Raw genomic sequence first — 24,141 nt, 5'->3', positions numbered from 1 at the left:
GAGTCTAGGCGGCCCGCCGGTGGGGACCCGCGGCGCCCTCGCGCTCAGAACGGCGTGGTGTCCTCCATCGGCGGTGTCCACGCCCCGGCGGGAACGAGCTCGCGCTCCTGCTGCCCGTCGGGCGCGGCCGAGGGGGCCGGCACCTCGCTCGGGGTGGCCGACGGCTCGTTCAGCGCGGTCGACGCCGCCACGCCCGGGCCGCCGGACTCGCCGGGGGTCGCCGTGGCCCACGCGTCCGTCGCCGGAGCGGGTCCCGCCTCGGCGGGCGCCGCGCTGCGGTGGAAGGTCGTCGTGCCGAACATCAGGTCCGGCCCGAGTCCATCCGCGTCGATCTCCGCCGCCGAGCCCGACTTGCCGCCCGACTCCCACTGCTTGACGCGGAAGCGCCCGGTGACGATCACGCGCTGCCCCTTCTCCAGCGAGCTCAGCGCGTGCTCGGCGAGCTTGCGGTACGCCGACACGGAGTACCAGTTGGTGTGGACGTCGACCCATTGCCCGCCGTCCAGGCGACGCTGGGTGGAGGCCAGCCGGAAGCCGACGGCGATGCCGCCGCCGGGCAGCTCCCGGCGCTCCGGGACGGATGCGATGTTGCCGATGACGGTGATGTGGTCGGTCATGTCGAATTCCTCTCTCTGATCGGTGCGGACGGTCCGCGCCCGCTCCGGCACCCGAGTGTTCGTGCCCGCCGGGTGCCGGAGCACAGCCAGCATGCGCCGCCCGGCCGCGCCGTGGGACGCGCGCGGCGCGATCTGTGGACGGATCGCACGATTGGCGAGCTGGGGAGAGGGTGATGACCGCGCCTGAGATGTCGGAGGCCGTCACTAGCGTCGTATCGGGAGGCAACCATGACCACCGTCACCGATATCCCCACCCCCGCTGTCCGCGGCGTCCGCTTGCTGCCGGTCTCCGCGCGGCGCTGGCGCGTGCTCGATCGGCGCGGCGTCGTGATCGGGCACCTCCGTGCCGACACGGTCGCCGCCGGCATCCGGTTTCGCGCCGAACGCTTCGACCTTGCCGCGGCACGCATGCGTCCGATCGGGTCGTTCTGGAACGCGCACGAGGCGGTCGAGTGCCTGCGGCACCTGCGCTGACCCGAGGCTCTCAGAGGGTCAGACGACCGCCTCGAGCAGGTCCCTCGCGCTCTCCGGTGCCGCGGAACGGACGGTCGGCCAGACGCGGGCCAGCACCGTCACGGCCCGGTGCAGTTCGACCGCGGGCGCGGTGAACGGGATGCGCAGATGACGATCGTGCACGGAATCGACCCCGAACCGCGAGCCGGCCGACAGATAGACGCCGTGACCGCGCGCCGCCAGCACCAGACCCGAACTCAGCGGCGCGTCGAGTTCGACCCACAGCGCGACGCCGCCGGCGACCTCCGGGATCCGCCAGGCCGGCAGCTGCGACGACAGCGCGGCGGTCAGCGTGTCGCGGCCCTGTCGCAGCAGCGCCGACCGCTGCCGCAGGATCTCCGGCATGCGCTCGATCAGCCGCGCAGCGACCGCTTGCTCGAACTCCGGGGTGCCGAGGTCGCGAGAGGGGCGCGCGGCCACGAGGCGGTGAACGAGCTCCTCGTCGGCCCGGATCCATCCCACCCGCAGCCCGCCCCACACCGTCTTGCCGAGCGATCCGACGCGCACGACATCTGCCGTCGTGAACGCCGGCCCTACCGCGGCGTCGATGGCGAGCTCGCCCGTCGTCTCGTCGATCACCAAAGTCGTGCCGGCCCGCCGGCCCGCGTCGGCGAACGCTGCCTCCTCTTCCCCCGTCATCGTGCGCCCCGTGGGATTCTGGAACCGCGGCATCAGGTATGCCAGAGCCGGGGTCGTGCGGGCGAACGCCTGAGTCGCACGGTCGACGTCCCAACCCGCGGTCGTCGTGACCGGCACGCCGACCAGCCGCGCCCCCGCGGCGCGCAGCGCTTCGGCCGCGTGCGGGTATGTCGGGGTCTCGATCAGCGCGCGGTCGCCGCGGCGCAGCAGGGTCTCGGCCAGCAGCCGGATCGCTGCCTGCGCTCCGGAGGTCACCATGACGTGCTCGGCGCCGGTGGGCACGCCGAGCGCCGTGTAGCGCTCGGCGATGGCGCTCCGCAGCGGGAGGGAGCCTCGGATGTCGTAGCCGGCGCGCGCGACGAGCGTCGCGGCATCCGTCGCCACCTCGCTCATCACCCCCGCAAGACCCGGCCACGCCGAGGGACTCGCCTGCTGCAGATCGATCGCGTCCCCCGACACGCTGACGCGGCCCTCGCGCTGCGGTCGCGGCAGCGTCACACTGCCCGATCCGCGCAGGCTCTGGATGTGTCCGCTGTCGCGGAGGCTCCGGTAGGCGGTCGCGACCGTCGTACGGCTGAGTCCCAGCACGGCGGCGAGCTCGCGCTCGGCCGGCAGGAGTGTGCGCACAGCGAGGCGATTGTCGAGGCACAGCAGGCGGATGCCGTCGGCCAGCGCCTCATACGCGGGTTCGCGCGTGCGCCAGCCGCCGAGTGCCGCCGCCAGGGCCCGCGCGCCGATTCGGGAGTCCATCCGGCCACGATAGTGGAATTGGACTGGAACGCGCATGCCAATCATGCGGTGAAATGGGAACATGACATTGCGGATCGCCCAACTGCTGATCGGGCTGGTGTTCTACGGCGCCGGCTGCGCGGTCATGGTGCGCGCCGGCATCGGGCTCGATCCGTGGACCGTGTTCGCCCAGGGCCTGTCGCTGCAGACCGGAGTCGGGATCGGATGGATCACCAACATCGTCGGATTCCTCGTGCTGCTGCTGTGGATCCCGCTGCGCCAGCGCCCGGGCGTGGGGACCGTGGCGAACATCCTGCTCGTCGGGACGAGCATGCAGGCGACCCTCGCCGTGGTTCCGCCGGTCAGCGGGTTCGTCTGGGAACTGCTGGTGTTCGTCGGCGGCATGGTGATGGTGGCCATCGCCTCGGGGCTCTACATCGGTGCGCGTTTCGGCCCAGGGCCGCGCGACGGACTCATGACAGGTCTGCACGCACGATTCGGCTGGCCGATCTGGGCGTGCCGGCTCAGCGTGGAGGCCACGGTGCTCATCGCGGGCTGGCTGCTCGGCGGCACGGTGGGGATCGGAACGGTGCTCTTCGCCGCAGCGATCGGACCACTCGTGCACCTCGCCCTGCCGCTGTTCGACCGTCGCAGCGGGCGGCGCGTTCCGCACCGCGACACGGATGCCGAGCCCGTCGCGGCCTGACACCCGAGCGGAGCGGACGCGCTGCGCCGACTCGAGGAGTCAGTGCTCGCGGAACTGCGGCCAGTCCGATCCCGGCGGAAGGTGACCGTGCAGGGCGTTCTTGGCGATATCCATCGTGGGGTACGTGCCGATGCTCTCGGACGCGCCGGCGATCGTGGAGGTGTATCCCTCGTCGGTCTTGCGGACCGTGCCGACGACGTTTCCTTCGGCCCCGTACGCGACCCAGAGCGTGGACGATGCGGTGCTCATGGCGAGATTCCTTTCGTCGTTGCCGACGCTACGCCTCCCGCCGCGTGCGCGCCAGCATCCGGGTCGGATCGCCGTGCGCGTCGCGGCGCCGAGACGCTACGGTAGAGAGGTTCCCTTCACCCTCCATAGCTCAGTGGACAGAGCGAGCGGTTTCTACCCGCCAGGTCGGGGGTTCGAATCCTCCTGGAGGGACTCTTTCCCCACCCGCGGGCGCGGGCCGGCACGCACGCAGATCGGTGCGTCGGACCCGCTCGTTAGGATGAAGGACATGGTGCACGCCGCGGAGAACGACCGTCTCGTCTGGATCGACTGCGAGATGACGGGGCTCGATCTCTCGGTCGATGAACTCGTCGAGATCGCGATCGTCGTCACCGATTTCGACCTGAACGTGCTCGATCCCGGCTTCCAGATCGTCATCAAGCCCGATCCGTCCGCGCTGGCGAACATGAACGACTTCGTCACGAAGATGCACGAGACCTCGGGCCTGCTGGCTGAGATCCCCTACGGCGTGTCTCTCGCCGAGGCGGAGTTCGAGGCGCTCGAGTACATCCAGCGGTTCGTCCCGGAGGGCAAGGCGCCACTGGCGGGAAACACCATCGGCACCGACCGGATGTTCCTCGCCAAGTACATGCCCCGGGTCGACCGGTGGCTGCACTACCGCAACGTCGACGTGTCCAGCGTCAAAGAGCTGTCGCGGCGCTGGTACCCGCGCGCGTACTTCAACGCCCCCGCGAAAGACGGCGGCCACCGCGCCCTCGCCGACATCCGCGAGTCGATCCGCGAGCTCGCCTACTACCGCGAGACCGTGTTCGTCGCCGCCCCCGGACCCACCAGCGACGCGGCGCGGGAGGCCGCGGCGTCGGCCGTGTCATCGTATGCCCCGGGACTGTAATACAATCGTGTGGTTGCCCGGGAACGGGCACATGGTGGCTATAGCTCAGTTGGTAGAGCACCGCGTTGTGGTCGCGGGGGTCGCGGGTTCAAGCCCCGTTAGCCACCCCACTTCCTCCCCGGTACGGAGGTCCGCATGATCCAGATGGATGCCGACACGTTCGGCGATCTGGTGGAGGACGAGCTCGATCTCCTTCCGGACGACATGGTCGACGGCCTCGACAACGTCGTGTTCGTCGTCGAGGACCGGCCCGAGGACGGCTCGCTGGACCTGCTGGGCCTCTACGACGGTCTCGCGCTCACCGAGCGCGACCGCTACGGCATCGGCGAACTGCCCGACCGCATCATCGTGTACCGGGAGCCGCACCTGCACGCGTGCGAGACCGTGGCTGAGCTGCGCGACGAGGTGCACACGACGCTCGTGCACGAGATCGCGCACTTCTACGGCATCGACGACCAGCGTCTGCACGAGCTGGGCTGGGCATGACACTCCCCCTCGAAGACGTCCGTCTGAACGAGCAGCAGTCGGCCGACGCGCCCTGGCAGACGGTCGTCTGGAACGATCCGGTGAACCTCATGAGCTACGTGGTGCATGTCTTCCGCACCTACTTCGGATTCTCGCCCGAACGTGCCCATCGCCTCATGCTGGCGGTTCACCACGAGGGCCACGCCGTCGTCGCGGAGGGGGCCCGGGAGCAGATGGAACTCCACGTGCAGGCGATGCACGACTACGGCCTGTGGGCCACCGTCCGGAAAGGACCGCAATGACCGGCCGCACCGTGCTGATGGAGATCTCGCTCCTCGAAGCCGCCCACCTGACCGACCTCGTCGCCCAGTTCGCCGAACTGCTCGACACCACCCTCGACACGGATCCCCGGACCGACCCGGCGCTCGCGCGCCTGGTTCCCGACGCCTACGCCGACGATGCCACCGCGTCCGGCGAGTTCCGGCGCCTGACGCAGGACGATCTCCTCGACCGGCGTCGCGCCGACGTCGCCACCGTGACGACGAGTCTGCTGCGCGACGGCCGCACCCTGCGCCCCGGTGCCCTCGACCGCGTGGACGCCGAGACGGCGATGGTGATCGAACTCGACGACGACGCGGCATCGGCGTGGCTACGCACGCTCGCCTCGCTGCGCCTCGTGCTCGCGTCGAGGCTGGGGATCGCCTCCGAAGACGACCACGATCCCGACGATCCCCGCTTCGGGGTCTACGACTGGCTGGGCTACCGTCTCGAGGGACTGCTGCAGGCGCTCGAAGGCTGAGACGCCCTAGGGGACCTCCGCCACGAGCGTCGCCCAGTGGCGCGGGTGGTCGAGGGCGAGATGGGTGTCCTCTTGCGCGGCCCAACGCTCCCAGTGCGGCCGGTACGTGTCGCCGTCGCGGCGCAAGGCCCGCTCTCGGCGAGAGCCGGCTGGCGACTCCAGCCAGATGCGGACATCTGCCAGAGCCGCCGATGCCGGGGTCAGCACCCCGGATCCCTCGACGATGAGCCCGGTGCCCGGCCCCACGGCATCCGACTCTCCGTGCCGCTGCGCGGACCAGTCCCACCGCCGCCATCGGGCCGTACGTCCCGCGCGATGCGGCGCGAGGATCTCCTCTCGGGCGGTCTCTGCTCCCTGCGCGAGGCCGTCCCACCCTGGGTAGATGTCGTCGAGGGCCACGACGCGGACCGGGCCGGGCCAGTCCGCGGCGATCAATGCCGCCAGCGTGGTCTTGCCCGCCCCGGAGCGGCCGTCGAGGAGGACGACCGGCGCGGCGGGAGACGACAGCGCGGCGCTCGCCTGCGCCAGCGCAGCGGTCGCCGCGTCGCGCAGCGCCGTCGCGACCGGATCGTCAGCGCTTAAGGGCACGGATGACGCGACTGAGCGCGCGGCCGGCGACCCACACGAATGGGATCGCCACCGCCACCAGCGACACCAGGTTCGGCTCGAACCTCAGGTCGTCGCCCTTGCGGATGTAGGCGCCCAGGGGCACGGCGAATCCGCCGCCACCGCCGCCGCTGCCGCGGTCCTCGTCCTCACCGGCGCCGAAGCCCGACCAGGAGAGGGCGACGGGAACCAGACGGATGCCGTCGACGTCCTGCTGTTCGCCGTAGACGCTGCTGACGCCGAGGGACGCGGCCTGCTTACCGAGTTCAAGTGCGAGGTTGGGCATGCCTCCACCGTAGTGCGCCGCGTCGCCGCCGGGTAGGCGGGCGGCTGCGCTGTCACTCGGTGCGCGGCACGCGCGGGTTCGTGGGCAGTGCGTTCACGTCGCGGCGTGGACCGAGCACGCTGGCCCGCCTGACCGCTCCCGCGCCGAACCGCTCACGTGCGTCGTCGAGCGCGGCGTCGACCCGTCGCCACTCGGCATCGTCGTCCCAGAGCGGCATGAGCCCGCCACCGGCATGCTGCAGCTTCTCCGCGCGCACACCGATCAGTCGCACCGGCTGCGTCAGCTGCAGCGCCTCGAACAGGCCGATCGCGACGTCGCCGATGCGCTGCCCGACGTCCGTGGGCTCGGGAAGGCTCGACGCCCGGCTCAGTGTCGTGAAATCGGCGTACCGCAGCTTCAACGCGATCGTCCGCGCCCGAAACCCGCCGTCGCGCAGCCGCGCGGCGACCCGGTCGGAGAGCCGCCGCAACTCGCTGCGGAGCACCGTCGGGTCGGCGATGTCGTGCAGGAAGGTCTCCTCGTGCCCGATGCTCTTCTCCACCCGGTCGGTCTCCACGCTGCGCGGATCCACGCCGTGCGCCAGCTGCCACACCCGCTCGCCGCCGGCGGGGCCGAGGGCTCGTTCGATGACGCTGCGGGGGGACGCCAGGATGTCGGCGACGAGACGGATGCCGCGATTCTCCAGCGACTCGGCCGCTTTCGGCCCGACGCCCCAGAGCGCTGAGACCGGCAGCGCGGCGAGGAACGAGGCCGTGTCGGGCGCGCTGACGATCAGCATCCCGTCGGGCTTCGCGCGCGTCGAGGCGATCTTCGCGACGTGCTTGGTCGCGGCGACGCCGACGCTGCACACGAGACCGGTCTCGGCTTTCACCCTCGTCCGCAGCATCCGTGCGATCTGTCCCGGCGTGCCCCAGAGCCGGCGCGCACCGGAGACGTCGAGGAACGCTTCGTCGATCGACAGCGGCTCGACGAGCGGCGTGATGTCGTGGAAGATCCCCATGACCTGTCGGGAGAGGGCCGCGTATCGCTCGAAGTGCGGCACGACGACGGTCGCGTGCGGGCACAGCCGCAGCGCGACCTGGACGGACATCGCCGAGCGCACGCCGTAGCGCCGCGCCTCGTAGGAGGCGCTGGAGACGACGCCGCGCCCCTCCATGCCGCCGACGATGAGCGGCTTGCCGGCCAGCGACGGGTCGTCGAGCACCGCGACCGACGCGTAGAACGCGTCCATGTCGACGTGGAGGATGCGGGTGCCGGTGTCGTCGGCATCGTCGGGCGAGACCATCCGCCCGCTGCCGTCTCCTCGCCCCATGCCTCCATCCTCCCCCGACCCGCCGACACCGGCGCGCCCCTCGCGGGGAGCGAGCCGGTCAGCCGGCGGCGCGCTCCAGGACGAGCTCGCGGACGCGGGCGGCGTCGGCCTGACCGCGCATCGCCTTCATGACCGCACCGATGACGGCGCCGGCGGCCTGCACCTTGCCGTCGCGGATCTTCGCCAGCACGTCCGGCTGCGCCGCGAGGGCCTCGTCGATCGCGGCGATGAGGGCGCCGTCGTCCGAGACGACCGCGAGCCCGCGGGCGTCCACGACCTCCTGCGGCGTGCCCTCACCGGCGATGACGCCCTCGAGCACCTGACGCGCGAGCTTGTCGGTGAGCGTGCCCGCGTCGACGAGGCGCTGCAGGGCGGCGACGGATGCCGGCTCGACCAGCGAGCTCGCCTCCACACCCTGGGCGTTCGCGATGCGACTGATCTCGCCCGTCCACCACTTGCGCGCCGCGGCCGGCGGCGCGCCGGCGGCGACCGTCGCCTCGATCTCGGCGAGGAGCCCGCCGTTGACGACATCCTGGAACTCCAGGTCGGTGAAGCCCCAGTCCGTCTTCAGGCGCCTGCGGCGCACGGCGGGCGGTTCGGGCAGCGCGGCGCGCAGACTCTCGATGAGCTCAGCCGATGGCGCGACGGGCAGCAGGTCGGGCTCCGGGAAGTAGCGGTAGTCGTCGGCATCCGACTTGGGACGGCCGGGCGAGGTCGTTCCGGTGTCCTCGTGCCAGTGGCGGGTCTCCTGCGTGATGGTGCCACCGTCGGCGAGGATCGCGGCCTGGCGCTGGATCTCGTACCGCACCGCCCGCTCGACCGATCGCATCGAGTTGACGTTCTTCGTCTCGGTGCGGGTGCCGAGCTTCTCCTGACCGCGCGGCCGCAGCGACACGTTGGCGTCGCAGCGGAGGTTGCCGCGCTCCATGCGCGCCTCGGAGATGCCGAGACCGATGACGATGTCGCGGATCGCCCGCACATAGGCGGCCGCGAGCTCGGGCGCGCGGTGCTCGGCGCCGAAGATCGGCTTCGTGACGATCTCGACGAGCGGCACGCCGGCGCGGTTGTAGTCGACGAGCGAGTACTCGGCGCCCTGGATGCGGCCGGTGGCGCCGCCGACGTGCGTCAGCTTGCCGGCATCCTCCTCCATGTGCGCGCGCTCGATCGGCACCTCGAAGGTCGTGCCGTCGGTGAGCTCGACCTGGATCTGGCCCTCGAACGCGATCGGCTCGTCGTACTGGCTGATCTGATAGTTCTTGCCGAGATCGGGGTAGAAGTAGTTCTTGCGCGCGAAGCGGCTCGACGGCGCGATCGAGCAGCCGAGCGCGAGACCCAGCGAGATCGAGTAGCGCACGGCCGTCTCGTTGACGACCGGCAGCGATCCCGGCAGGCCCATGTCGACGGGCGCGACGAGCGTGTTGGGCGCGGCGCCGTGATTGCGCTCGTTCGCGGGGTTCCCTGCGGGAGAGAACATCTTGGTCTCGGTGTTGAGCTCGACGTGCACCTCGAAGCCGAGCACCGGCTCGAACAGCTCGAGGGCCTTGTCGAAGTCCATCAGGGCGGCCTTGGCCATCAGCGGTTCCCTCCCAGCGCGGGCGCGCGGTCCAGCAGCGGGCCGCCCCACGAGTCGATGAGCAGCGTCTCGAGTGCGGCGCCGACGCGATACAGGCGCGCGTCTTCACGAGCCGGCGCGACGAACTGGATGCCGACGGGCAGCCCGTCCTCCTCGGCGAGGCCCGACGGGACCGAGATCCCCGGGACACCGGCGAGGTTCACCGGGATCGTCGTCACATCGTTGAGGTACATCTGGATCGGGTCGTCGATCTTCTCCCCCAGGCGGAACGCGGTCGTGGGCGCGGACGGCGTCGCGATGACGTCGACCTGCGCGAACGCCGCGTCGAAGTCGCGCTGAATGAGCGTGCGGACCTTCTGCGCGCTGCCGTAGTACGCGTCGTAGTAGCCCGCGGACAGCGCGTAGGTGCCGAGGATGATGCGGCGCTTGACCTCGTCGCCGAAGCCGACATCGCGCGAGCGCGCCATGACGTCTTCGACGGTGCCGCCGGGGACGTCGACGCGCAGGCCGAAGCGCACCGAGTCGAACTTCGCGAGGTTGCTCGACGCCTCGGCGGGCAGGATCAGGTAGTACGCGGCGACGCCGTACTCGAAGTGCGGCGCGCTGATCTCCACGATCTCGGCCCCCTGGGCCTCGAGGAGGGCAAGGGAGGCACGGAAGGATGCCGCGACTCCCGCCTGGAAGCCGCTGTCGGGCAGTTCGCGGATGACGCCGACCTTGAGGCCCTTCAGCCCTTCGCCGGTCGCGCCTTCTCGGGCCGCGGCGGCGAACGACGGCCAGGCGTCGGTCAGCGACGTCGCGTCGTGCGGGTCGTGCCCGGCGATGACGTCGTGCAGCAGCGCCGAGTCGAGCACGGTGCGCGAGACCGGGCCGACCTGGTCGAGCGAGGAGGCCAGCGCGATCGCGCCGTAGCGGCTCACGCCGCCATAGGTCGGCTTCATGCCGACGGTGCCGGTGACGTGCGCGGGCTGACGGATCGATCCGCCGGTGTCGGACCCGAGCGCGATGGGCGCCTCGAACGCGGCGACGGCCGCGGCGGACCCGCCGCCGGACCCACCCGGGATGCGTTCGAGATCCCACGGGTTGCGGGTCGGGCCGTACGCGGAGTGCTCCGTCGAGGACCCCATGGCGAACTCGTCCATATTGGTCTTCCCGAGAGGAACCAGTCCCGCGGCGCGCGCACGAGCGACGACGGTGGCGTCGTAGGGCGACATGAAGCCTTCGAGGATCTTGGACCCGCTCGTGGAGGGCATGTCGGTCGTGACGAGCACGTCCTTGATCGCGAGCGGAACGCCGGCGAGCTCCCCGAGCTGTTCACCGGCGGCACGGCGCCGGTCGATGTCCTGGGCGACGTCGAGCGCGTGGTCGCTGACGTGCAGGTAGGCGTGGACGTCGCCGTCGACGGCGGCGATGCGATCGAGGTGCGCCTGCGTCGCCTCGACGCTGGACACCTCGCCGGCGGCGAGCTTCGCGGCGAGGTCAGCGGCGCTCAGGCGCGTGAGATCGGTCACTGCTCCTCCGGCCCTCATTGCTCTTCACCGAGGATCGCGGTCACCCGGAAACGGCCCTCCGCGGCATCCGGAGCGTTCTGCAGCACCTGCTCGACGGTCAGCATGTCGCCGACGACGTCGGGGCGGAAGACGTTCGCCAGCGGAATCGGGTGGCTCGTCGCGGGCACGTCGGGAGTCGCGACCTCCGACACCTTCGCGATGTTGTCGACGATGACGGAGAGCTGCCCGGTCAGGCGCTGCACCTCGTCGTCGTCGAGCTGAATCCGGGCCAGCACGCCGAGATGGCGCACGAGTTCAGGGGTGATTTCAGACACCCGTCGATTCTAGACGGCCGCAGTCGAGGCTCTGCGGCGCGGGATCGGCTCTAGGCTGAGCGCGTGACGACGTACGAGCCGCCCCGCCCCTGGATCGCCAGCTACGCGGAGGGCGTCCCCGCCGACCTGGAGCCCGTCGGAGGCAATCTGCTGGACATCGTGGCGGCATCGGCGCGCGACTATCCCGAGGCGCCCGCCCTTCAGGTCTTCGGGCGGGAGACGACGTATCGCGCGCTGACGGATGCCGTCGAGCACGCCGCCGCGGGCCTGCGCGCTCTCGGCGTCGGCAAGGGCGACACCGTCGCGATCGTCCTCCCCAACTGCCCGCAGCACATCATCGCGTTCTACGCGATCCTGCGCCTCGGTGCGATCGCGGTCGAGCACAATCCGCTCTACACGCCGCGGGAGCTGCGCAAGCAGTTCGAGGACCACGGCGCGAAGACCGCGATCGTGTGGAGCAAGGTCGTCGCGACGGTCCAGGAGTTCCCTGCGGACCTCGCGGTGACGAACCTGATCGCCGTCGACGTCACGAAGGCGATGCCCGCGACGCTGCGGTTCGCCCTGCGGCTGCCGATCGCGAAGGCGCGCGCCTCGCGTGAGGCGCTCACCGAGCGGACGCGCGGCGCGATCGCGTGGGAGAAGCTGCTGCAGGCGCCGGCGCTGCCGGCATCCTTCCCGGGGCCTGCCACCGACGACGTCGCGATCATCCAGTACACGAGCGGTACCACCGGAACGCCCAAGGGCGCGGTGCTGACGCATCGCAACCTGCTGTCCAACGCCAGGCAGGCGCAGGCGTGGGTGCCGCAGATCCAACGCGGCAAGGGTTGCGTCGTGTACGCCGTGCTGCCGATGTTCCACGCGTACGGGCTCACGCTGTGCCTCACGTTCGCGATGTCGATGGGCGCGCGACTCGTCCTGTTCCCCCGGTTCGAGCCCGCCATGGTGCTCGAGGTCACGAAGAAGCACCCGGCGACGTTTCTCCCGCTCGTCCCGCCGATCGCCGACCGACTGCTGAAGGCGGCACGGGCCGAGGGGGTGTCGCTCGCCGGCACCGAAGTCGCGATCTCCGGCGCCATGACGCTCCCGCACGATCTCGTCGTGCCGTTCGAGGAGGCCTCCGGCGGCTACCTCGTCGAGGGCTACGGTCTGTCGGAGTGCTCCCCCGTGCTCATGGCCAACCCCGTCGCCGAGAACCGGAAGCCGGGCACGGTCGGCCTACCCCTGCCGGGCACCGAGTGCCGTGTCGTCGACCCCGACGACCCCACGGTAGACGTCCCGGCAGGTGAGCGCGGGGAGCTCGTCGTCCGCGGTCCGCAGGTGTTCCAGGGGTATTACGGCAAGCCCGAGGCGACCGAGGAGGTGTTCGCCGACGGCTGGTTCCGCACCGGCGACATCGTGCAGATCGACGAGGACGGGTTCGTCCGCATCGTCGACCGCATCAAGGAGCTCATCATCACCGGCGGCTTCAACGTCGCGCCGACGGAGGTCGAGAACGCGCTGCGCCAGCACCCGGACGTCATCGACGCCGCCGTCGTGGGCCTGCCGAGCGACCACTCCGGCGAGGAGGTCGTCGCGGCCGTCGTCCTCGACCCCGAGGCGAAGGATGCCGACGTCGAGGGCATCCGGGAGTTCGCGCGCAGCATCCTCACCCCGTACAAGGTGCCGCGGCGCATCTTCGTCGTCGATGAGCTGCCGACATCGCTCATCGGCAAGGTGCTGCGCCGCCAGGTCCGCGAGTCGCTGCTGCAGCTCACCCAGCCGTCGGAGTGATCACCCCGCGTCGGGGTCGAGCGCATCGAGCGCGGCGGGACCCTGCTCGACGAGGAGGCGGAACTGCGCGGCGTCGATGATGCGGATGCCGAGCTCTTCGGCCTTACCGAGCTTCGAACCCGCACCCGGGCCCGCTGCGACGAAGTCGGTCTTCTTCGAGACGCTGGAGGCGGCCTTGCCGCCGGCGGCGATGATCGCCTCCTGCGCCCCCTCCCGGGTGTAGCCCTCGAGCGAGCCGGTCGCGACGACGGTGACGCCCTCCAGCACGCCGCCCGCGGCGGCAGCCGCGCCGGGACCGGGGTGTCCGGGGATCTCCAGCCGCGCGCCCGCGGCCTCCCAGCGCTCGACGATCTCGCGATGCCAGTCGACCTCGAACCATTCCAGGAGCGAGTCGGCGATGATCCCGCCGACGCCTTCCACCGCCGCCAGCTCCTCGCGGCTCGCGGCGCGGATCGCGGCCATCGACCCGAACCACTGGGCCAGCGCGCGCGCCGCGACGGGGCCGACGTGACGGATGCTGAGGGCCACGAGGAAGCGCCAGAGGTCCTTCGTCTTCGCCTTCTCGAGTTCTTCGATGAGCGTCAGCGCCTGCGCGGAGGGCTGCGGGCCGGTGAGGCCCTCCTTCTTCTCGGCCGGGGACGGCTGACGGCGGAACGGCGCGCGGGTCACCGGCTCGCCGCTCTGCTCGTCGAGCTTGGGCTCGCCCGTCTCGGCGTCGCGCACGACGACCTCGATCGGGACGAGTTCGTCGAGCGTGAGGTCGAACAGCCCCGCCTCGGTGCGCAGCGGCGGCTCCGCCCGCACGGTCGGCTGGGTGAGCGCGGCGGCGGTGACCTCGCCGAGCGCCTCGATGTCGAGCGCCCCGCGCGAGCCGATGTGCTCGACACGTCCGCGCACCTGGGCGGGGCACGTCCGCGTGTTGGGGCAGCGCAGGTCGATGTCGCCCTCTTTCGCGGGCGCGAGGGTGGCTCCGCACTCGGGGCACTGCGTCGGCATGACGAACGCGCGCTCGCTGCCGTCGCGCAGCTCGACCACCGGGCCGAGCACCTCGGGGATGACGTCGCCGGCCTTCCGCAGCACGACGGTGTCGCCGATGAGCACGCCCTTGGCGACGACGACCTCCTGATTGTGGAGGGTCGCCTGCCGCACCACCGAGCCCGCGACCCGCGCGGGCGCCATCACCGCGAACGGCGTCGCGCGGCCGGTCCGCCCGACCGACACCACGATGTCGAGCAGCTTGGTGTTGACCTGCTCGGGCGGGTACTTGTAGGCGATCGCCCAGCGCGGTGCGCGGCTCGTCGCCCCGAGTTCGTCGTGCAGGGCGAGCTCGTCGACCTTGACGACGACACCGTCGATCTCGTGTTCGACGTCGTGCCGGTGCTCGCCGTAGTGCGTGACGAAGTCGAGCACGCCGTCGATGTCGTCCGCCGTGCGGAAATACGGGCTCGTCGGGAGTCCCCACTCCGCCAGCAGTGCGTACACCTCGCTCTGCGACTGCACGGGCGGCGCGGGCCAGGCGCCGATGCCGTGCACGAACAGGCGCAGCGAGTCCAGCCGCGCGCGTCCGGCCTCCAACTCCATCCCGCTCTTCTTCTCCAGCTGCTGGCGCAGCCCGCCGCTGGCGGCGTTGCGCGGATTGGCGAAGGCCGGAAAGCGGCGCGCAGCACTACGCGTGAGCTTCTCCTCGTCGCCGCCCCGCGCCAGGCCGTCCGCGATGACGCGCTCGCGCAGTCGCGCCTGCAGCGCGTTCAATTCATCGAATGCCGCGACGGGAATATAGACCTCACCGCGCACCTCCACGAGCGGCGGATGGCCGGTGCCGGACAACCGCGAGGGGATGCCGGCGACCTGCACGGCATTGACCGTCACGTCCTCTCCGACGCGCCCGTCGCCGCGTGTCGCCGCCGAGACGAGCACGCCGTTCTCGTAGCGGAGGTTGATCGCAAGGCCGTCGATCTTCAGTTCGAGCAGCCAGCGCACAGCCCGTCCCGCGGCCCCCTGCGTCTTGACGCACCAGTCGCGCAGCTCGTCGGCACTGAAGACGTTGTCGAGGCTCAGCATCCGCTCCGCGTGCTCGACGGGAGCGAACATCGAGGCCTGCGCGGCTCCCACCGACAGCGTCGGCGAGTCCTGACCCTGCACCTCCGGGTAGGCGCGCTCGATCGCCTCGAGGGCGCGCATCCACCCGTCGTACGTCGCGTCGTCGACGATCTCGGCGTCGCGGCCGTAGTACGCCTCGCGCGCTCCGACGATCAGCTCGATGAGCCGGTCGGACGCGGCGCGGGCCTCGTCGAGCGTCGCGGGAAGCTCCTCTGCAGTATCGGTCACACCGAGAGTCTAGGAGGGGGTGCCGACACCGCCGGGGCGCTTGCGCGCGGACGCAGGATGCGCTTACGCGGTGACCGGCACGGCGGAGACCGTCCGGTCGATCGTGAACTGGCCGATGACACGGGTGCCGTCGTACAGCACCGCCGTCTGGCCGGGTGCGACGCCGTCGAAAGGCACCGCGGGGGTCACCGTGAGAGCGCCGCCGACGAAGGCAGCCCGTGCGGGCACCGGCTCGGCATGGGCGCGGATCTGCACGTCGCAGTCGAAGGCGTCGGATGCCGGGGCGCGCCCCGCCCACGTATACCGCTCGCCCGCGATCTCCGCGGTCGCGAGCGCCTCCTTCGGACCGACGACGACCGTGTTGGAGACGGGGCGCACCTCGAGGACGAACCGCGGCTTGCCGTCCGAGGCGGGAACGCCGAGCTTGAGGCCGCGCCGCTGGCCCACGGTGTACGCGTGCGCGCCCTCGTGACTGCCGACGACGGCGCCCGAGCGGTCGACAATCGCTCCGGCCTGCGCACCGACCCGGTCGGCGAGCCAGCCGCGGGTGTCGCCGTCGGGGATGAAGCAGATGTCGTGGCTGTCGGGCTTCTGCGCGACCGTCAGGCCGCGCGCGGCCGCCTCGGCCCGAACGAGCGCCTTCGACGGCGTCGAGCCCAGCGGGAAGTAGGTGTGGGCGAGCTGCTCGGCCGTCAGCACGCCGAGCACGTACGACTGATCCTTCGCCTCGTCGCTCGCACGGTGCAGCTCCCGCCCGTCCGGCCCGTCGACGAGGGTCGCGTAGTGCCCCGTGCAGACGGCGTCGAAGCCCAGTTCGATCGCACGCTCCAGCAGCGCGGCGAACTTGATCTTCTCGTTGCAGCGCATGCACGGGTTCGGCGTGCGGCCGGCCCGGTACTCGGCCACGAAGTCGTCGATGACGTCGTCGCGGAACCGCTCGGAGAAGTCCCACACGTAGAACGGGATGCCGAGGCGGTCCGCCGCCCGGCGGGCGTCCATCGCGTCCTCGATCGTGCAGCAGCCACGGCTGCCGGTGCGCAGGGTTCCGCCGGCGCGTGACAGCGCGAGATGCACGCCGACGACGTCGTGCCCAGCCTCCACGGCCCGCGCGGCCGCGACGGCGGAGTCCACTCCGCCGCTCATCGCCGCCAAGATCCGCATGCCTCCAGTCTACGAGCGCGACAGCGGGGCGGTCGCGGCGGAGGCGACGGTCAGCGGCCGGCGGAGGCGAGGGCGCGCGCGTACGCGTCGGGAAGGGCCGCCAGCACCGCATCCACGTCGGCATCCGTCGTCGTGCGTCCCAGCGTGATGCGCAGCACCGACCGGGCGGCGCGCTCGTCGCGGCCGAGCGCGAGGACGACGTGCGAGGGCTCGGCGACGCCGGCCTGACAGGCGGAGCCGGTGGAGACGGCGATCCCGGCGACGTCGAGGAGGAACAGCAGCGTCTCCCCCGCCGCCCCCGGGAAGAGCACGTGCACGTTCCCGGGGAGCCGGTGCCGCGGATCGCCCAGAAGCTCGGCGTCGGGCACTCCGGTGCGGATGCCGGCGATGAGCCGATCGCGCAGCCCCGACAGGCGCTGCGACTCCGCGACCCGTTCCGCCTCGGCCTCGGTCAGGGCGGCCGCCAGCGCGGCGGCCCCCGCGACGTCCGGCGTGCCCGACCGCAGCGCGCGCTGCTGCCCGCCGCCGTGGAGGAGCGGCGCGAGCGCGGCGTGCCGCGAGACGACGAGGGCACCGGTGCCCACCGGCGCGCCCACCTTGTGCCCCGACAGGCTCAACGCCACGAGCCCCGCGGCGTCGCGGGCATCCCCACGCCAGCGCGCGAAGTCGACGGGGAGATGCCCGAGGGCGCCGACGGCGTCCAGGTGCAGCGGCACACCGGCGGATGCTGCGGCAGCGGCGAGTGCGGCAGCATCCTGCACCGTGCCGACCTCGTTGTTCGCCACCAGCGCCGTCGCAAGCGCGGCTGGGCGCTCCCCGTCGTCCGCGCACGCGGCGGCGAAGCCGTTCGGGTCGATGCGGCCGACCCCGTCGAGCGGGATGGCCCGGATCCGCGCCCCCTGCGTCTGCAGCCACGCCGCCGTGTCGAGCGTGGCGTGGTGCTCGCCGTCCGGCAGCACGATCGCTTCCGCGCCCGCCGGCCGTGCCCACCACAGCCCCTTGAGGGCGAGGTTGACCGACTCGGTCCCGCCGGAGGTCAGCACGACCTCGATCGGGTCGCAGTCCACGACCGCGGCGATCGCCTCCCGCGACTCCTCGAGCAGCCGGCGCGCCGCCTGGCCGGCGCCGTGCACGGACGAGGCGTTGCCGGTGATGGCAGACGCCGCGAGCCACGCATCGCGCGCGACGGCTCGCACCGGAGCCGAGGCGGCGTGGTCGAGGTAGATCGTCATGACGCTCCCCCGCTGCTCAGGCGGCCGGCTCACCGCGTTACTACTGTAGAGCGCATGGTCAGCCCGCACCCGACGAGCACCGCGCCCCTCGGCATCCCCTCGGCGACGGGTGACGCCCCGCCGATCCCCGCGTTCCTCGGCGCCGCCTACGACGATCTCGGCGTCACCCTGGGCCCCGAGGGGGCGTCGCTGCGCGTCTGGTCGGAGGGCGCGACGAGCATCGACCTGGTGATCTTCGACGCCGTCGACCTCGACTGGATCACGGCGACCCTGCCGCTGGCGCCCGTCGGCGAGGACGTCTGGGAGGTCCGCACCGCCGACCTGCGGGTCGGCACCCGGTACGCGCTGCGGGTCGATGGCCCGGCGGGCGCCGGTCACATGTTCAACCCGTCGAGCCTGCTCATCGACCCCTACGCCCGCGGGCTCGTGCCCGTGCGCCTCGGCGAATGGCGCTCGGTCGTCGTCGATGACGCGTTCGACTGGCAGGGCGTCGCGGCGCCGCGCACGCCGCTCGATCGCACGGTCGTCTACGAGGCCCACGTCACGGGGCTCACCAAGCGGCACCCGGACATCCCGCCGGCGCTGCACGGCACGTACGCGGGGCTCGGGCACCCCGCCATGATCGAGCATCTGCAGCGACTGGGCATCACCGCCGTCGAGCTCCTCCCGATCCACGCATTCGAGACCGAGCCGCGGCTGCTGCACCAGGGCCGCACCAACTACTGGGGCTACAACTCGCTGGCCTTCTTCGCGCCGCACGCGCCCTACGCCACCGCCGAGGCGATCGCGGCCGGTCCGGATGCGGTGCTGCGCGAGCTCAAGGAGATGGTGCGGGCTCTCCACGCGGCCGGCATCGAGGTCATCCTCGACGTCGTCTACAACCACACCGCGGAACTGGGCATCGGCGGCCCTCGATCCAGCTTCCGCGGCATCGACAACCGCGCCTACTACCGCCAGCACGACGACGGCGCCTACATCGACGTCACCGGATGCGGCAATTCGCTGAACACGGCGACGGATGCCGCGGCCCGCCTCGTGATCGACTCACTGCGCTACTGGGCGCGAGAGGTGCACATCGACGGCTTCCGGTTCGATCTCGCCGTGACGCTCGGGCGCGACGGCGCGCACGCCTTCTCGCCCGATCACCCCCTGCTGCGGGCGATCGTCGATGATCCGGCGCTGGCGGGCGTGAAGCTCATCGCCGAGCCGTGGGACGTCGGGATCGGCGGATGGCAGACCGGCAACTTCGGCGCGGGCTGGTCGGAGTGGAACGACCGCTATCGCAACCGGGTGCGCAACTTCTGGCTGAGCGACGTCGACTACGCGCGGCGCGCGGCGACCTCACCGGTCGGCATCGGCGGGTTCGCGACGCGCCTCGCCGGCTCCTCGAACACGTTCAGTGAGGAACGCGGTCCGCTCGCCAGCGTCAACTTCGTCACGGCCCACGACGGCTTCACCCTGCGCGACCTGGTGTCGTACGACGTCAAGCACAACCTCGGCAACGGCGAGCAGAACCGTGACGGCGCCGACACGAACCGCTCCTTCAACCACGGCGCGGAGGGCGCCACCGACGATCCCCACATCCTCGCGACGCGCCGCAAGGCGATGCGGAATCTCCTCGGCACGCTGCTGCTCTCGGCCGGTGTGCCGATGATCACGGCCGGCGACGAGATCGGACGCACCCAGCGCGGCAACAACAACGCGTACTGCCATGACTCCCCTCTCACCTGGCTGAACTGGCAGCTCGCGCCGTGGCAGGAGGATCTCCTCGCCCACGTGCGCCGTCTCGTCCGGCTGCGCCACGACAACCCGGCGCTGCGCCCGCACCGCTACGCCCACGCCGCGTACGAGGTGCCGAACTCGTCCGTCATCGACTGGTACGACGAGCACGGCGAGACGATGTCGATCGAGCGCTGGACCAACCCCGCGCACCGGACGCTGCAGTATCTCGCGCAGTCCACGCCGGAACAGGGCGAGCCCAACCGCATCCTCCTCATCGTCCACGGCACCGAGCACCCCATCGACGTGACCCTTCCGGAGATCGAGGACGTCACCGGCTACGTCTCGCTGTGGTCGAGCGTTCCCGAACGGCCCGACGAGGACGAGCCGGTCCTCGCGCCGGGAGAGGTCATCGCGCTCCCCGGCACGGCCATGCATCTGTTCCGGGTCACCTGAATCCGGGTAGGTTCGAGTCGTGACATCGACGACGCGTTCCGCTCCCCCCGCATCCTCGCCCGGCGCGGCGGCGCCGACGCTGCGCAGCACGGCGCAGATCCCGCTGCGGCCCGCCGTCGCCCTCCCCGACGCGCCCGAGAGCGGCGTCGGGCGGATCCCGCTGCTGCTGCCGCGCCCGGCGGTCCCCACCGGGCTGCACCCCCCGTCGGCGTTCGCCGGCGAAGCCGTCGTGTTCGGCGTCACCGCCTTCCGTGAGGGCCACGATCTCATCGGCGTGCACCTGCGGCTGACCTCGCCGTCGGGAGTGTCGTCGCTGCACCGGCTGACGCCGCTCGGTGACGGGTTCGATCGGTGGGAGGTGGAGGTGGCGCCGCTGGAGGAGGGTGTCTGGACCTTCCGCTTCGAGGCGTTCGCGGACGATTACGCGACATGGGAGCACGCCGCCGAACTGAAGATCGCGGCCGGGGTGGACAGCGCGCTCATGCGCGAGATGGGCGCGCTGCTGCTGACCGCCGCCGCCGCCGAGAAGGACCGCCCCGTAGCACAGCGCCGCGCGCTCTCCGGCGCGGCGGCCACCCTGCGCGATGAGGCGACGACCGACGAGGCGGCTCTGATCGTCGTCCGTGACCCGGCGATCGCCGCCTTCTTCCGGGAGCGCCCGATGGCGAGCCTCACCACGGCCGGCCGGCCGCAGGAGCTCCTCGTCGAACGCGAGCGGGCGGGCGTCGGCGCCTGGTACGAGTTCTTCCCCCGCTCCGAAGGGGCCAAGCGCTTGAAGGACGGGACCATCAAGAGCGGCACGTTCCGCACCGCGACCAAGCGCCTGCCGGCTGTCGCGGCGATGGGGTTCGACGTGCTGTATCTGCCGCCCATCCACCCGATCGGCGAAGTGAACCGCAAGGGCCCGAACAACACCCTCACCGCGGGAGAGGGCGACCCCGGGTCGCCGTGGGCGATCGGCTCGGCCGCCGGCGGACACGACGCGGTGCATCCGGACCTCGGCAGTCTCGCCGACTTCCGTGCATTCGTGCGCGCTGCGAGGGCCGAGGGCCTGGAGATCGCCCTCGACCTCGCACTGCAGGCCGCCCCCGACCACCCGTGGGTGCGAGAGCACCCGGAGTGGTTCACGACCCTGCCGGACGGATCGATCGCGTACGCCGAGAACCCGCCCAAGAAGTACCAGGACATCTATCCGATCAATTTCGACAACGATCCGGCGGGCATCCGCGCCGAGGTCCTGCGGATCGTGCGCCACTGGATTGCGCAGGGGGTGAAGATCTTCCGCGTCGACAACCCGCACACCAAGCCCCTGCAGTTCTGGGAGTGGCTGATCGCCACGGTGAACGCCGAGCACCCCGACGTCGTCTTCCTCGCCGAGGCGTTCACCCGTCCCCGCCCGATGCAGGCGCTCGCGCAGGTCGGCTTCCAGCAGAGCTACTCGTACTTCACGTGGCGCAACACCAAGAGCGAGCTCGAGGAGTTCTTCCATTCGATCTCCCACGAGACCGCCGACTTCATGCGGCCGAACCTGTTCGTGAACACGCCGGACATCCTCACGGAGTACCTGCAGTACGGCGGTCGTCCCGCGTACAAGATCCGCGCCGCCCTCGCCGCCACCGCGGGCGCGTCCTACGGCGTCTACGCGGGGTACGAGCTCGTCGAGAACGTCGCCCGGCCCGGTTCCGAGGAGAACATCGACAACGAGAAGTACGAGTACAAGCTCCGTGATTGGGATGGCGCGGCATCCGCCGGCACGACGCTGGGGCCGTATCTGACGCGTCTCAACGAGATCCGCCGCGCGCATCCGGCGCTGCGGCAGCTGCGCAACCTCACGATCCACTGGAGCGACGACGACGCCATCCTCGTCTACGTCAAGCATCTCCCCGCCGCTCTCAGCCCGACCGGGCAGGCCGACACGATCATCGTCGTCGCCAACGTCGACCCGCATTCCACCCGCCAGACGACCGTCCACATCGACAGTTCGGTCTTCGGTATCCCGCGCGGTCACGACTACGCCGTCGAAGACCTCATCACGGGTGCGCAGTGGACCTGGAACCAGGACAACTTCGTCCGCCTGGACGCGTTCGACGAACCCGTCCACATCCTGCACGTCAAGGAGTCCCGATGAGCGCTGTTTCCGACGAGATCCTCGACACCGTCGCGACCGGCTCCTACCACGCGCCGCACGACGTGCTGGGACCCCATCGCCTGCCCGACGGCAGCTGGGTGATCCGCACCCGCCGGCCCATGGCGCGGACGGTGACCGCTGAGCTGGACGACGGCACCGCGGTCACCCTCGCGCACGTGCGCAGCGGCGTCTGGGAGGGGACCACGCCCCACCAGCCCCGGGCGTACGAGATCGTCGCGACCTACGACGGCGCACCGGACTTCCGGGCCGACGACCCCTACCGTCATCTGCCGTCGCTCGGCGAGATGGACCAGTACCTCATCGGGGAGGGGCGTCACGAGGAGCTGTGGCGCGTCCTCGGCGCGCACGTGCGGCACTACGACGGCGTCAGCGGCGTGTCGTTCGCGGTGTGGGCGCCGCACGCGCGGGCGGTGCGGGTGACCGGTGACTTCAACGCGTGGGACGGTCAGGGGCACGCGCTGCGCAGTCTCGGCTCCAGCGGCGTGTGGGAGCTGTTCGTCCCCGGCCTCGGCGCCGGCACGACGTACAAGTACGAGATCCTCACGCGTCGTGGCGAGTGGATCCTCAAAGCCGACCCCATGGCCCAGTGGGCGGAGGTGCCGCCGGCGACCGGCTCGGTCGTCACGGAGAGCACGTACACGTGGGGGGATGCCGAGTGGCTCGCCCGCCGCGCCGCCGGTGACGTCCTGTCGCAGCCGATGTCGACCTACGAGCTGCATTTCGGCTCCTGGCGTCCGGGACTCGGCTACCGCGACGCGGCCGACCCGCTCATCGACTACCTCACCGAGGTCGGCTACACGCACGTGGAGTTCCTGCCGCTGGCCGAGCACCCCTTCGGCGGCTCGTGGGGCTACCAGGTCTCGGGCTACTACGCCCCGACGAGTCGCTTCGGAACCCCGGACGACCTGCGCTACCTCATCGACCGGCTCCACCAGGCCGGCTTCGGGGTCATCATGGACTGGGTCCCCGGGCACTTCCCGAAAGACGCGTTCGCCCTCGCCCGGTTCGACGGCGAGGCGCTCTACGAGCACCCCGACCCCCGCCGCGGCGAGCACAAGGACTGGGGGACGCTCATCTTCGACTACGGCCGCAACGAGGTGCGCAACTTCCTCGTCGCGAACGCGCTGTACTGGCTCGAGGAGTTCCACGTCGACGGTCTGCGCGTGGACGCGGTGGCCTCGATGCTGTACCTCGACTACTCGCGCGAGGCGGGCGAGTGGGAGCCCAACATCCACGGCGGTCGCGAGAACCTCGAGGCCATCCGCTTCCTGCAGGAGGTCAACGCCACCGCCTACAAGCGCTACCCCGGCATCGCGATGATCGCCGAGGAATCCACGAGCTACCCCGGAGTGACCGCGCCCACCAGCGCCGGCGGCCTCGGATTCGGGCTCAAGTGGAACATGGGTTGGATGAACGACTCGCTGGAGTACATCAAGCGGGACCCGATGTACCGGTCCCACCACGAGGGCGAGCTGTCCTTCTCGTTCGTCTACGCGTTCAGCGAGCACTTCGTGCTGCCGATCAGTCACGACGAGGTCGTGCACGGCAAGGGGACGCTGTTCACGCGCATGCCGGGCGATCACTGGCAGAAGCTCGCGAACACGCGGGCCTTCCTCGCCTACATGTGGGGCCACCCCGGCAAGCAGCTGCTGTTCATGGGTCAGGACTTCGGTCAGCTGTCGGAATGGTCTGAGGGCCGGGGCCTGGACTGGTGGATGCTCGACCAGCCGCCGCACCGTCAGCTCCTCGACTTCGTCGGCGCCCTCAACCGCGTCTACCGGGAGAACGCGCCGCTGTGGGCCCGCGACAGCGACGGATCCGCCTTCGCGCGCATCGGTGCGCCGACGTGGAACCCGAATGTCATCGCGATGGCGCGGCACGACCATCACGGCAACTGCGTCGTCGTGGTCGCGAACTTCTCCGGGGTGCCGATCCACGACTACGTGCTCGATCTACCGCGTGGCGGTGAGTGGACGGAGCTGCTGAACTCCGACGCCGCCGCCTACGGCGGATCGGGCGTCGGCAACCTCGGCGCCGTCCACGCGGACGACAACGGCCGCGCGACGATGGTGCTGCCCCCGCTCGGCGTCCTCTGGCTCGGCCGGCGCGGCTGAG

General features: G+C 71.2%; 22 protein-coding genes and 2 tRNA genes. 12 read left to right on the top strand and 12 right to left on the bottom strand.

What is annotated here, in order from left to right; all coding sequences use genetic code 11:
• Positions 1-44: 44 nt before the first annotated feature.
• Positions 45-617 (bottom strand): single-stranded DNA-binding protein, encoded by a 573-nt coding sequence (locus JOD60_RS11205; protein ID WP_084201991.1) that lies wholly within the window; start codon positions 615-617, stop codon positions 45-47.
• A gap of 228 nt (positions 618-845) precedes the next feature.
• Between JOD60_RS11205 and JOD60_RS11200 the strand changes: the two genes are divergently transcribed.
• Positions 846-1,091 carry a DNA mismatch repair protein gene (locus JOD60_RS11200; RefSeq protein ID WP_076690688.1) on the top strand — a complete coding sequence of 82 codons (246 nt, stop codon included), beginning with the start codon at positions 846-848 and terminating at the stop codon, positions 1,089-1,091.
• Positions 1,092-1,109: 18 nt separating this feature from the next.
• Here JOD60_RS11200 and yczR read toward each other — a convergent pair whose 3' ends face one another.
• Positions 1,110-2,519, bottom strand: coding sequence for a MocR-like transcription factor YczR (gene yczR / locus JOD60_RS11195; RefSeq protein WP_076690687.1), 1,410 nt, complete (start codon positions 2,517-2,519; stop codon positions 1,110-1,112).
• 61 nt (positions 2,520-2,580) lie between these two features.
• On the opposite strand from yczR, the gene yczE reads away from it, so the two are divergent.
• The gene (gene yczE / locus JOD60_RS11190; protein WP_076690686.1) at positions 2,581-3,204 is read left to right on the top strand and encodes a membrane protein YczE; all 624 of its coding nucleotides are present in this window, start codon (positions 2,581-2,583) and stop codon (positions 3,202-3,204) included.
• A 39-nt stretch (positions 3,205-3,243) separates the two neighbouring features.
• Here the strand turns inward: yczE and JOD60_RS11185 are convergent, their stop codons facing one another.
• Positions 3,244-3,453, bottom strand: coding sequence for a methyltransferase (locus tag JOD60_RS11185; protein ID WP_076690685.1), 210 nt, complete (start codon positions 3,451-3,453; stop codon positions 3,244-3,246).
• A 119-nt stretch (positions 3,454-3,572) separates the two neighbouring features.
• Between JOD60_RS11185 and JOD60_RS11180 the strand changes: the two genes are divergently transcribed.
• The 6 genes from JOD60_RS11180 to JOD60_RS11155 all read left to right on the top strand — a co-directional run bounded on the left by JOD60_RS11180 (position 3,573) and on the right by JOD60_RS11155 (position 5,609).
• Positions 3,573-3,645: transfer RNA gene (locus JOD60_RS11180), tRNA-Arg, on the top strand.
• 76 nt (positions 3,646-3,721) lie between these two features.
• Entirely contained in the window at positions 3,722-4,345 is a 624-nt protein-coding gene (gene orn, locus JOD60_RS11175; RefSeq protein WP_076690684.1) for an oligoribonuclease, read from the top strand.
• Between the two features lie 34 nt (positions 4,346-4,379).
• A tRNA-His gene (locus JOD60_RS11170) sits at positions 4,380-4,455 on the top strand.
• A gap of 25 nt (positions 4,456-4,480) precedes the next feature.
• On the top strand, positions 4,481-4,831 hold the full coding sequence (locus tag JOD60_RS11165; RefSeq protein ID WP_076690683.1) for a metallopeptidase family protein: 351 nt from the start codon (positions 4,481-4,483) through the stop codon (positions 4,829-4,831).
• The gene (clpS, locus tag JOD60_RS11160; RefSeq protein ID WP_076690682.1) at positions 4,828-5,112 is read left to right on the top strand and encodes an ATP-dependent Clp protease adapter ClpS; all 285 of its coding nucleotides are present in this window, start codon (positions 4,828-4,830) and stop codon (positions 5,110-5,112) included. Before JOD60_RS11165 ends, clpS begins: the two co-directional genes overlap by 4 nt.
• Positions 5,109-5,609 (top strand): DUF2017 family protein, encoded by a 501-nt coding sequence (locus JOD60_RS11155; protein ID WP_076690681.1) that lies wholly within the window; start codon positions 5,109-5,111, stop codon positions 5,607-5,609. Before clpS ends, JOD60_RS11155 begins: the two co-directional genes overlap by 4 nt.
• 6 nt (positions 5,610-5,615) lie before the next feature.
• Here the strand turns inward: JOD60_RS11155 and JOD60_RS11150 are convergent, their stop codons facing one another.
• Genes JOD60_RS11150 through gatC form a run of 6 tightly spaced genes read right to left on the bottom strand, consistent with a single transcriptional unit; the run spans position 5,616 to position 11,211 of the window.
• Positions 5,616-6,197 carry a nucleoside/nucleotide kinase family protein gene (locus JOD60_RS11150; protein WP_076690680.1) on the bottom strand — a complete coding sequence of 194 codons (582 nt, stop codon included), beginning with the start codon at positions 6,195-6,197 and terminating at the stop codon, positions 5,616-5,618.
• The gene (locus JOD60_RS11145) at positions 6,181-6,501 is read right to left on the bottom strand and encodes a hypothetical protein (protein WP_076690679.1); all 321 of its coding nucleotides are present in this window, start codon (positions 6,499-6,501) and stop codon (positions 6,181-6,183) included. Before JOD60_RS11145 ends, JOD60_RS11150 begins: the two co-directional genes overlap by 17 nt.
• Before the next feature lie 52 nt (positions 6,502-6,553).
• Positions 6,554-7,813 (bottom strand): DNA polymerase IV, encoded by a 1,260-nt coding sequence (gene dinB / locus JOD60_RS11140; RefSeq protein WP_076690678.1) that lies wholly within the window; start codon positions 7,811-7,813, stop codon positions 6,554-6,556.
• A gap of 58 nt (positions 7,814-7,871) precedes the next feature.
• Positions 7,872-9,386 carry an Asp-tRNA(Asn)/Glu-tRNA(Gln) amidotransferase subunit GatB gene (gatB, locus tag JOD60_RS11135; RefSeq protein WP_076690677.1) on the bottom strand — a complete coding sequence of 505 codons (1,515 nt, stop codon included), beginning with the start codon at positions 9,384-9,386 and terminating at the stop codon, positions 7,872-7,874.
• Positions 9,386-10,897 (bottom strand): Asp-tRNA(Asn)/Glu-tRNA(Gln) amidotransferase subunit GatA, encoded by a 1,512-nt coding sequence (gene gatA / locus JOD60_RS11130; protein ID WP_076690676.1) that lies wholly within the window; start codon positions 10,895-10,897, stop codon positions 9,386-9,388. The genes gatB and gatA overlap by 1 nt, the downstream gene beginning before the upstream one ends.
• 14 nt (positions 10,898-10,911) lie before the next feature.
• Positions 10,912-11,211, bottom strand: coding sequence for an Asp-tRNA(Asn)/Glu-tRNA(Gln) amidotransferase subunit GatC (gatC, locus tag JOD60_RS11125; RefSeq protein WP_076690675.1), 300 nt, complete (start codon positions 11,209-11,211; stop codon positions 10,912-10,914).
• Positions 11,212-11,274: 63 nt separating this feature from the next.
• Between gatC and JOD60_RS11120 the strand changes: the two genes are divergently transcribed.
• On the top strand, positions 11,275-12,981 hold the full coding sequence (locus JOD60_RS11120; protein WP_076690674.1) for a long-chain-fatty-acid--CoA ligase: 1,707 nt from the start codon (positions 11,275-11,277) through the stop codon (positions 12,979-12,981).
• Here the strand turns inward: JOD60_RS11120 and ligA are convergent, their stop codons facing one another.
• From ligA to JOD60_RS11105, 3 genes are all read right to left on the bottom strand, one after another.
• Positions 12,982-15,309, bottom strand: coding sequence for an NAD-dependent DNA ligase LigA (gene ligA / locus JOD60_RS11115; protein WP_076690673.1), 2,328 nt, complete (start codon positions 15,307-15,309; stop codon positions 12,982-12,984). It lies immediately after the preceding gene.
• A gap of 63 nt (positions 15,310-15,372) precedes the next feature.
• Complete coding sequence (gene mnmA / locus JOD60_RS11110) at positions 15,373-16,470, bottom strand: tRNA 2-thiouridine(34) synthase MnmA (protein WP_076690672.1); 1,098 nt, start codon at positions 16,468-16,470, stop codon at positions 15,373-15,375.
• A gap of 50 nt (positions 16,471-16,520) precedes the next feature.
• Positions 16,521-17,702 (bottom strand): cysteine desulfurase family protein, encoded by a 1,182-nt coding sequence (locus tag JOD60_RS11105; protein WP_076690671.1) that lies wholly within the window; start codon positions 17,700-17,702, stop codon positions 16,521-16,523.
• Positions 17,703-17,756: 54 nt separating this feature from the next.
• On the opposite strand from JOD60_RS11105, the gene glgX reads away from it, so the two are divergent.
• The 3 genes from glgX (at position 17,757) to glgB (ending at position 24,140) form a co-directional block, all read left to right on the top strand.
• Positions 17,757-19,877, top strand: coding sequence for a glycogen debranching protein GlgX (gene glgX, locus JOD60_RS11100; protein WP_084201990.1), 2,121 nt, complete (start codon positions 17,757-17,759; stop codon positions 19,875-19,877).
• Between the two features lie 160 nt (positions 19,878-20,037).
• A complete protein-coding gene (locus tag JOD60_RS11095; RefSeq protein WP_076692185.1) occupies positions 20,038-22,005 on the top strand; it encodes an alpha-1,4-glucan--maltose-1-phosphate maltosyltransferase in 1,968 nt (655 codons plus the stop codon).
• A complete protein-coding gene (gene glgB, locus JOD60_RS11090) occupies positions 22,002-24,140 on the top strand; it encodes a 1,4-alpha-glucan branching protein GlgB (RefSeq protein ID WP_076690670.1) in 2,139 nt (712 codons plus the stop codon). Before JOD60_RS11095 ends, glgB begins: the two co-directional genes overlap by 4 nt.
• Position 24,141 lies beyond the last annotated feature (1 nt).

Origin of the sequence: Microbacterium aurum, from assembly GCF_016907815.1 — a bacterium.
In the GTDB taxonomy this organism is placed as follows: Bacteria; Actinomycetota; Actinomycetes; order Actinomycetales; family Microbacteriaceae; genus Microbacterium; species Microbacterium aurum.
Note: the sequence above shows the minus strand (reverse complement) of the source record. Positions and strands in the feature narration are given on the sequence as shown.

What these genes read in the sequence shown, in the direction of transcription:
- mnmA (WP_076690672.1), bottom strand. Translation starts at nt 16,470, where the DNA reads ATGCGGATCTTGGCGGCGATGAGCGGCGGAGTGGACTCCGCCGTCGCG.
- orn (WP_076690684.1), top strand. Translation starts at nt 3,722, where the DNA reads ATGGTGCACGCCGCGGAGAACGACCGTCTCGTCTGGATCGACTGCGAG.
- yczE (WP_076690686.1), top strand. Translation starts at nt 2,581, where the DNA reads ATGACATTGCGGATCGCCCAACTGCTGATCGGGCTGGTGTTCTACGGC.
- clpS (WP_076690682.1), top strand. Translation starts at nt 4,828, where the DNA reads ATGACACTCCCCCTCGAAGACGTCCGTCTGAACGAGCAGCAGTCGGCC.
- JOD60_RS11200 (WP_076690688.1), top strand. Translation starts at nt 846, where the DNA reads ATGACCACCGTCACCGATATCCCCACCCCCGCTGTCCGCGGCGTCCGC.
- glgB (WP_076690670.1), top strand. Translation starts at nt 22,002, where the DNA reads ATGAGCGCTGTTTCCGACGAGATCCTCGACACCGTCGCGACCGGCTCC.
- JOD60_RS11155 (WP_076690681.1), top strand. Translation starts at nt 5,109, where the DNA reads ATGACCGGCCGCACCGTGCTGATGGAGATCTCGCTCCTCGAAGCCGCC.
- gatB (WP_076690677.1), bottom strand. Translation starts at nt 9,386, where the DNA reads ATGGCCAAGGCCGCCCTGATGGACTTCGACAAGGCCCTCGAGCTGTTC.
- yczR (WP_076690687.1), bottom strand. Translation starts at nt 2,519, where the DNA reads ATGGACTCCCGAATCGGCGCGCGGGCCCTGGCGGCGGCACTCGGCGGC.
- dinB (WP_076690678.1), bottom strand. Translation starts at nt 7,813, where the DNA reads ATGGGGCGAGGAGACGGCAGCGGGCGGATGGTCTCGCCCGACGATGCC.
- JOD60_RS11105 (WP_076690671.1), bottom strand. Translation starts at nt 17,702, where the DNA reads ATGACGATCTACCTCGACCACGCCGCCTCGGCTCCGGTGCGAGCCGTC.
- glgX (WP_084201990.1), top strand. Translation starts at nt 17,757, where the DNA reads ATGGTCAGCCCGCACCCGACGAGCACCGCGCCCCTCGGCATCCCCTCG.
- JOD60_RS11145 (WP_076690679.1), bottom strand. Translation starts at nt 6,501, where the DNA reads ATGCCCAACCTCGCACTTGAACTCGGTAAGCAGGCCGCGTCCCTCGGC.
- JOD60_RS11165 (WP_076690683.1), top strand. Translation starts at nt 4,481, where the DNA reads ATGATCCAGATGGATGCCGACACGTTCGGCGATCTGGTGGAGGACGAG.
- JOD60_RS11205 (WP_084201991.1), bottom strand. Translation starts at nt 617, where the DNA reads ATGACCGACCACATCACCGTCATCGGCAACATCGCATCCGTCCCGGAG.
- JOD60_RS11185 (WP_076690685.1), bottom strand. Translation starts at nt 3,453, where the DNA reads ATGAGCACCGCATCGTCCACGCTCTGGGTCGCGTACGGGGCCGAAGGA.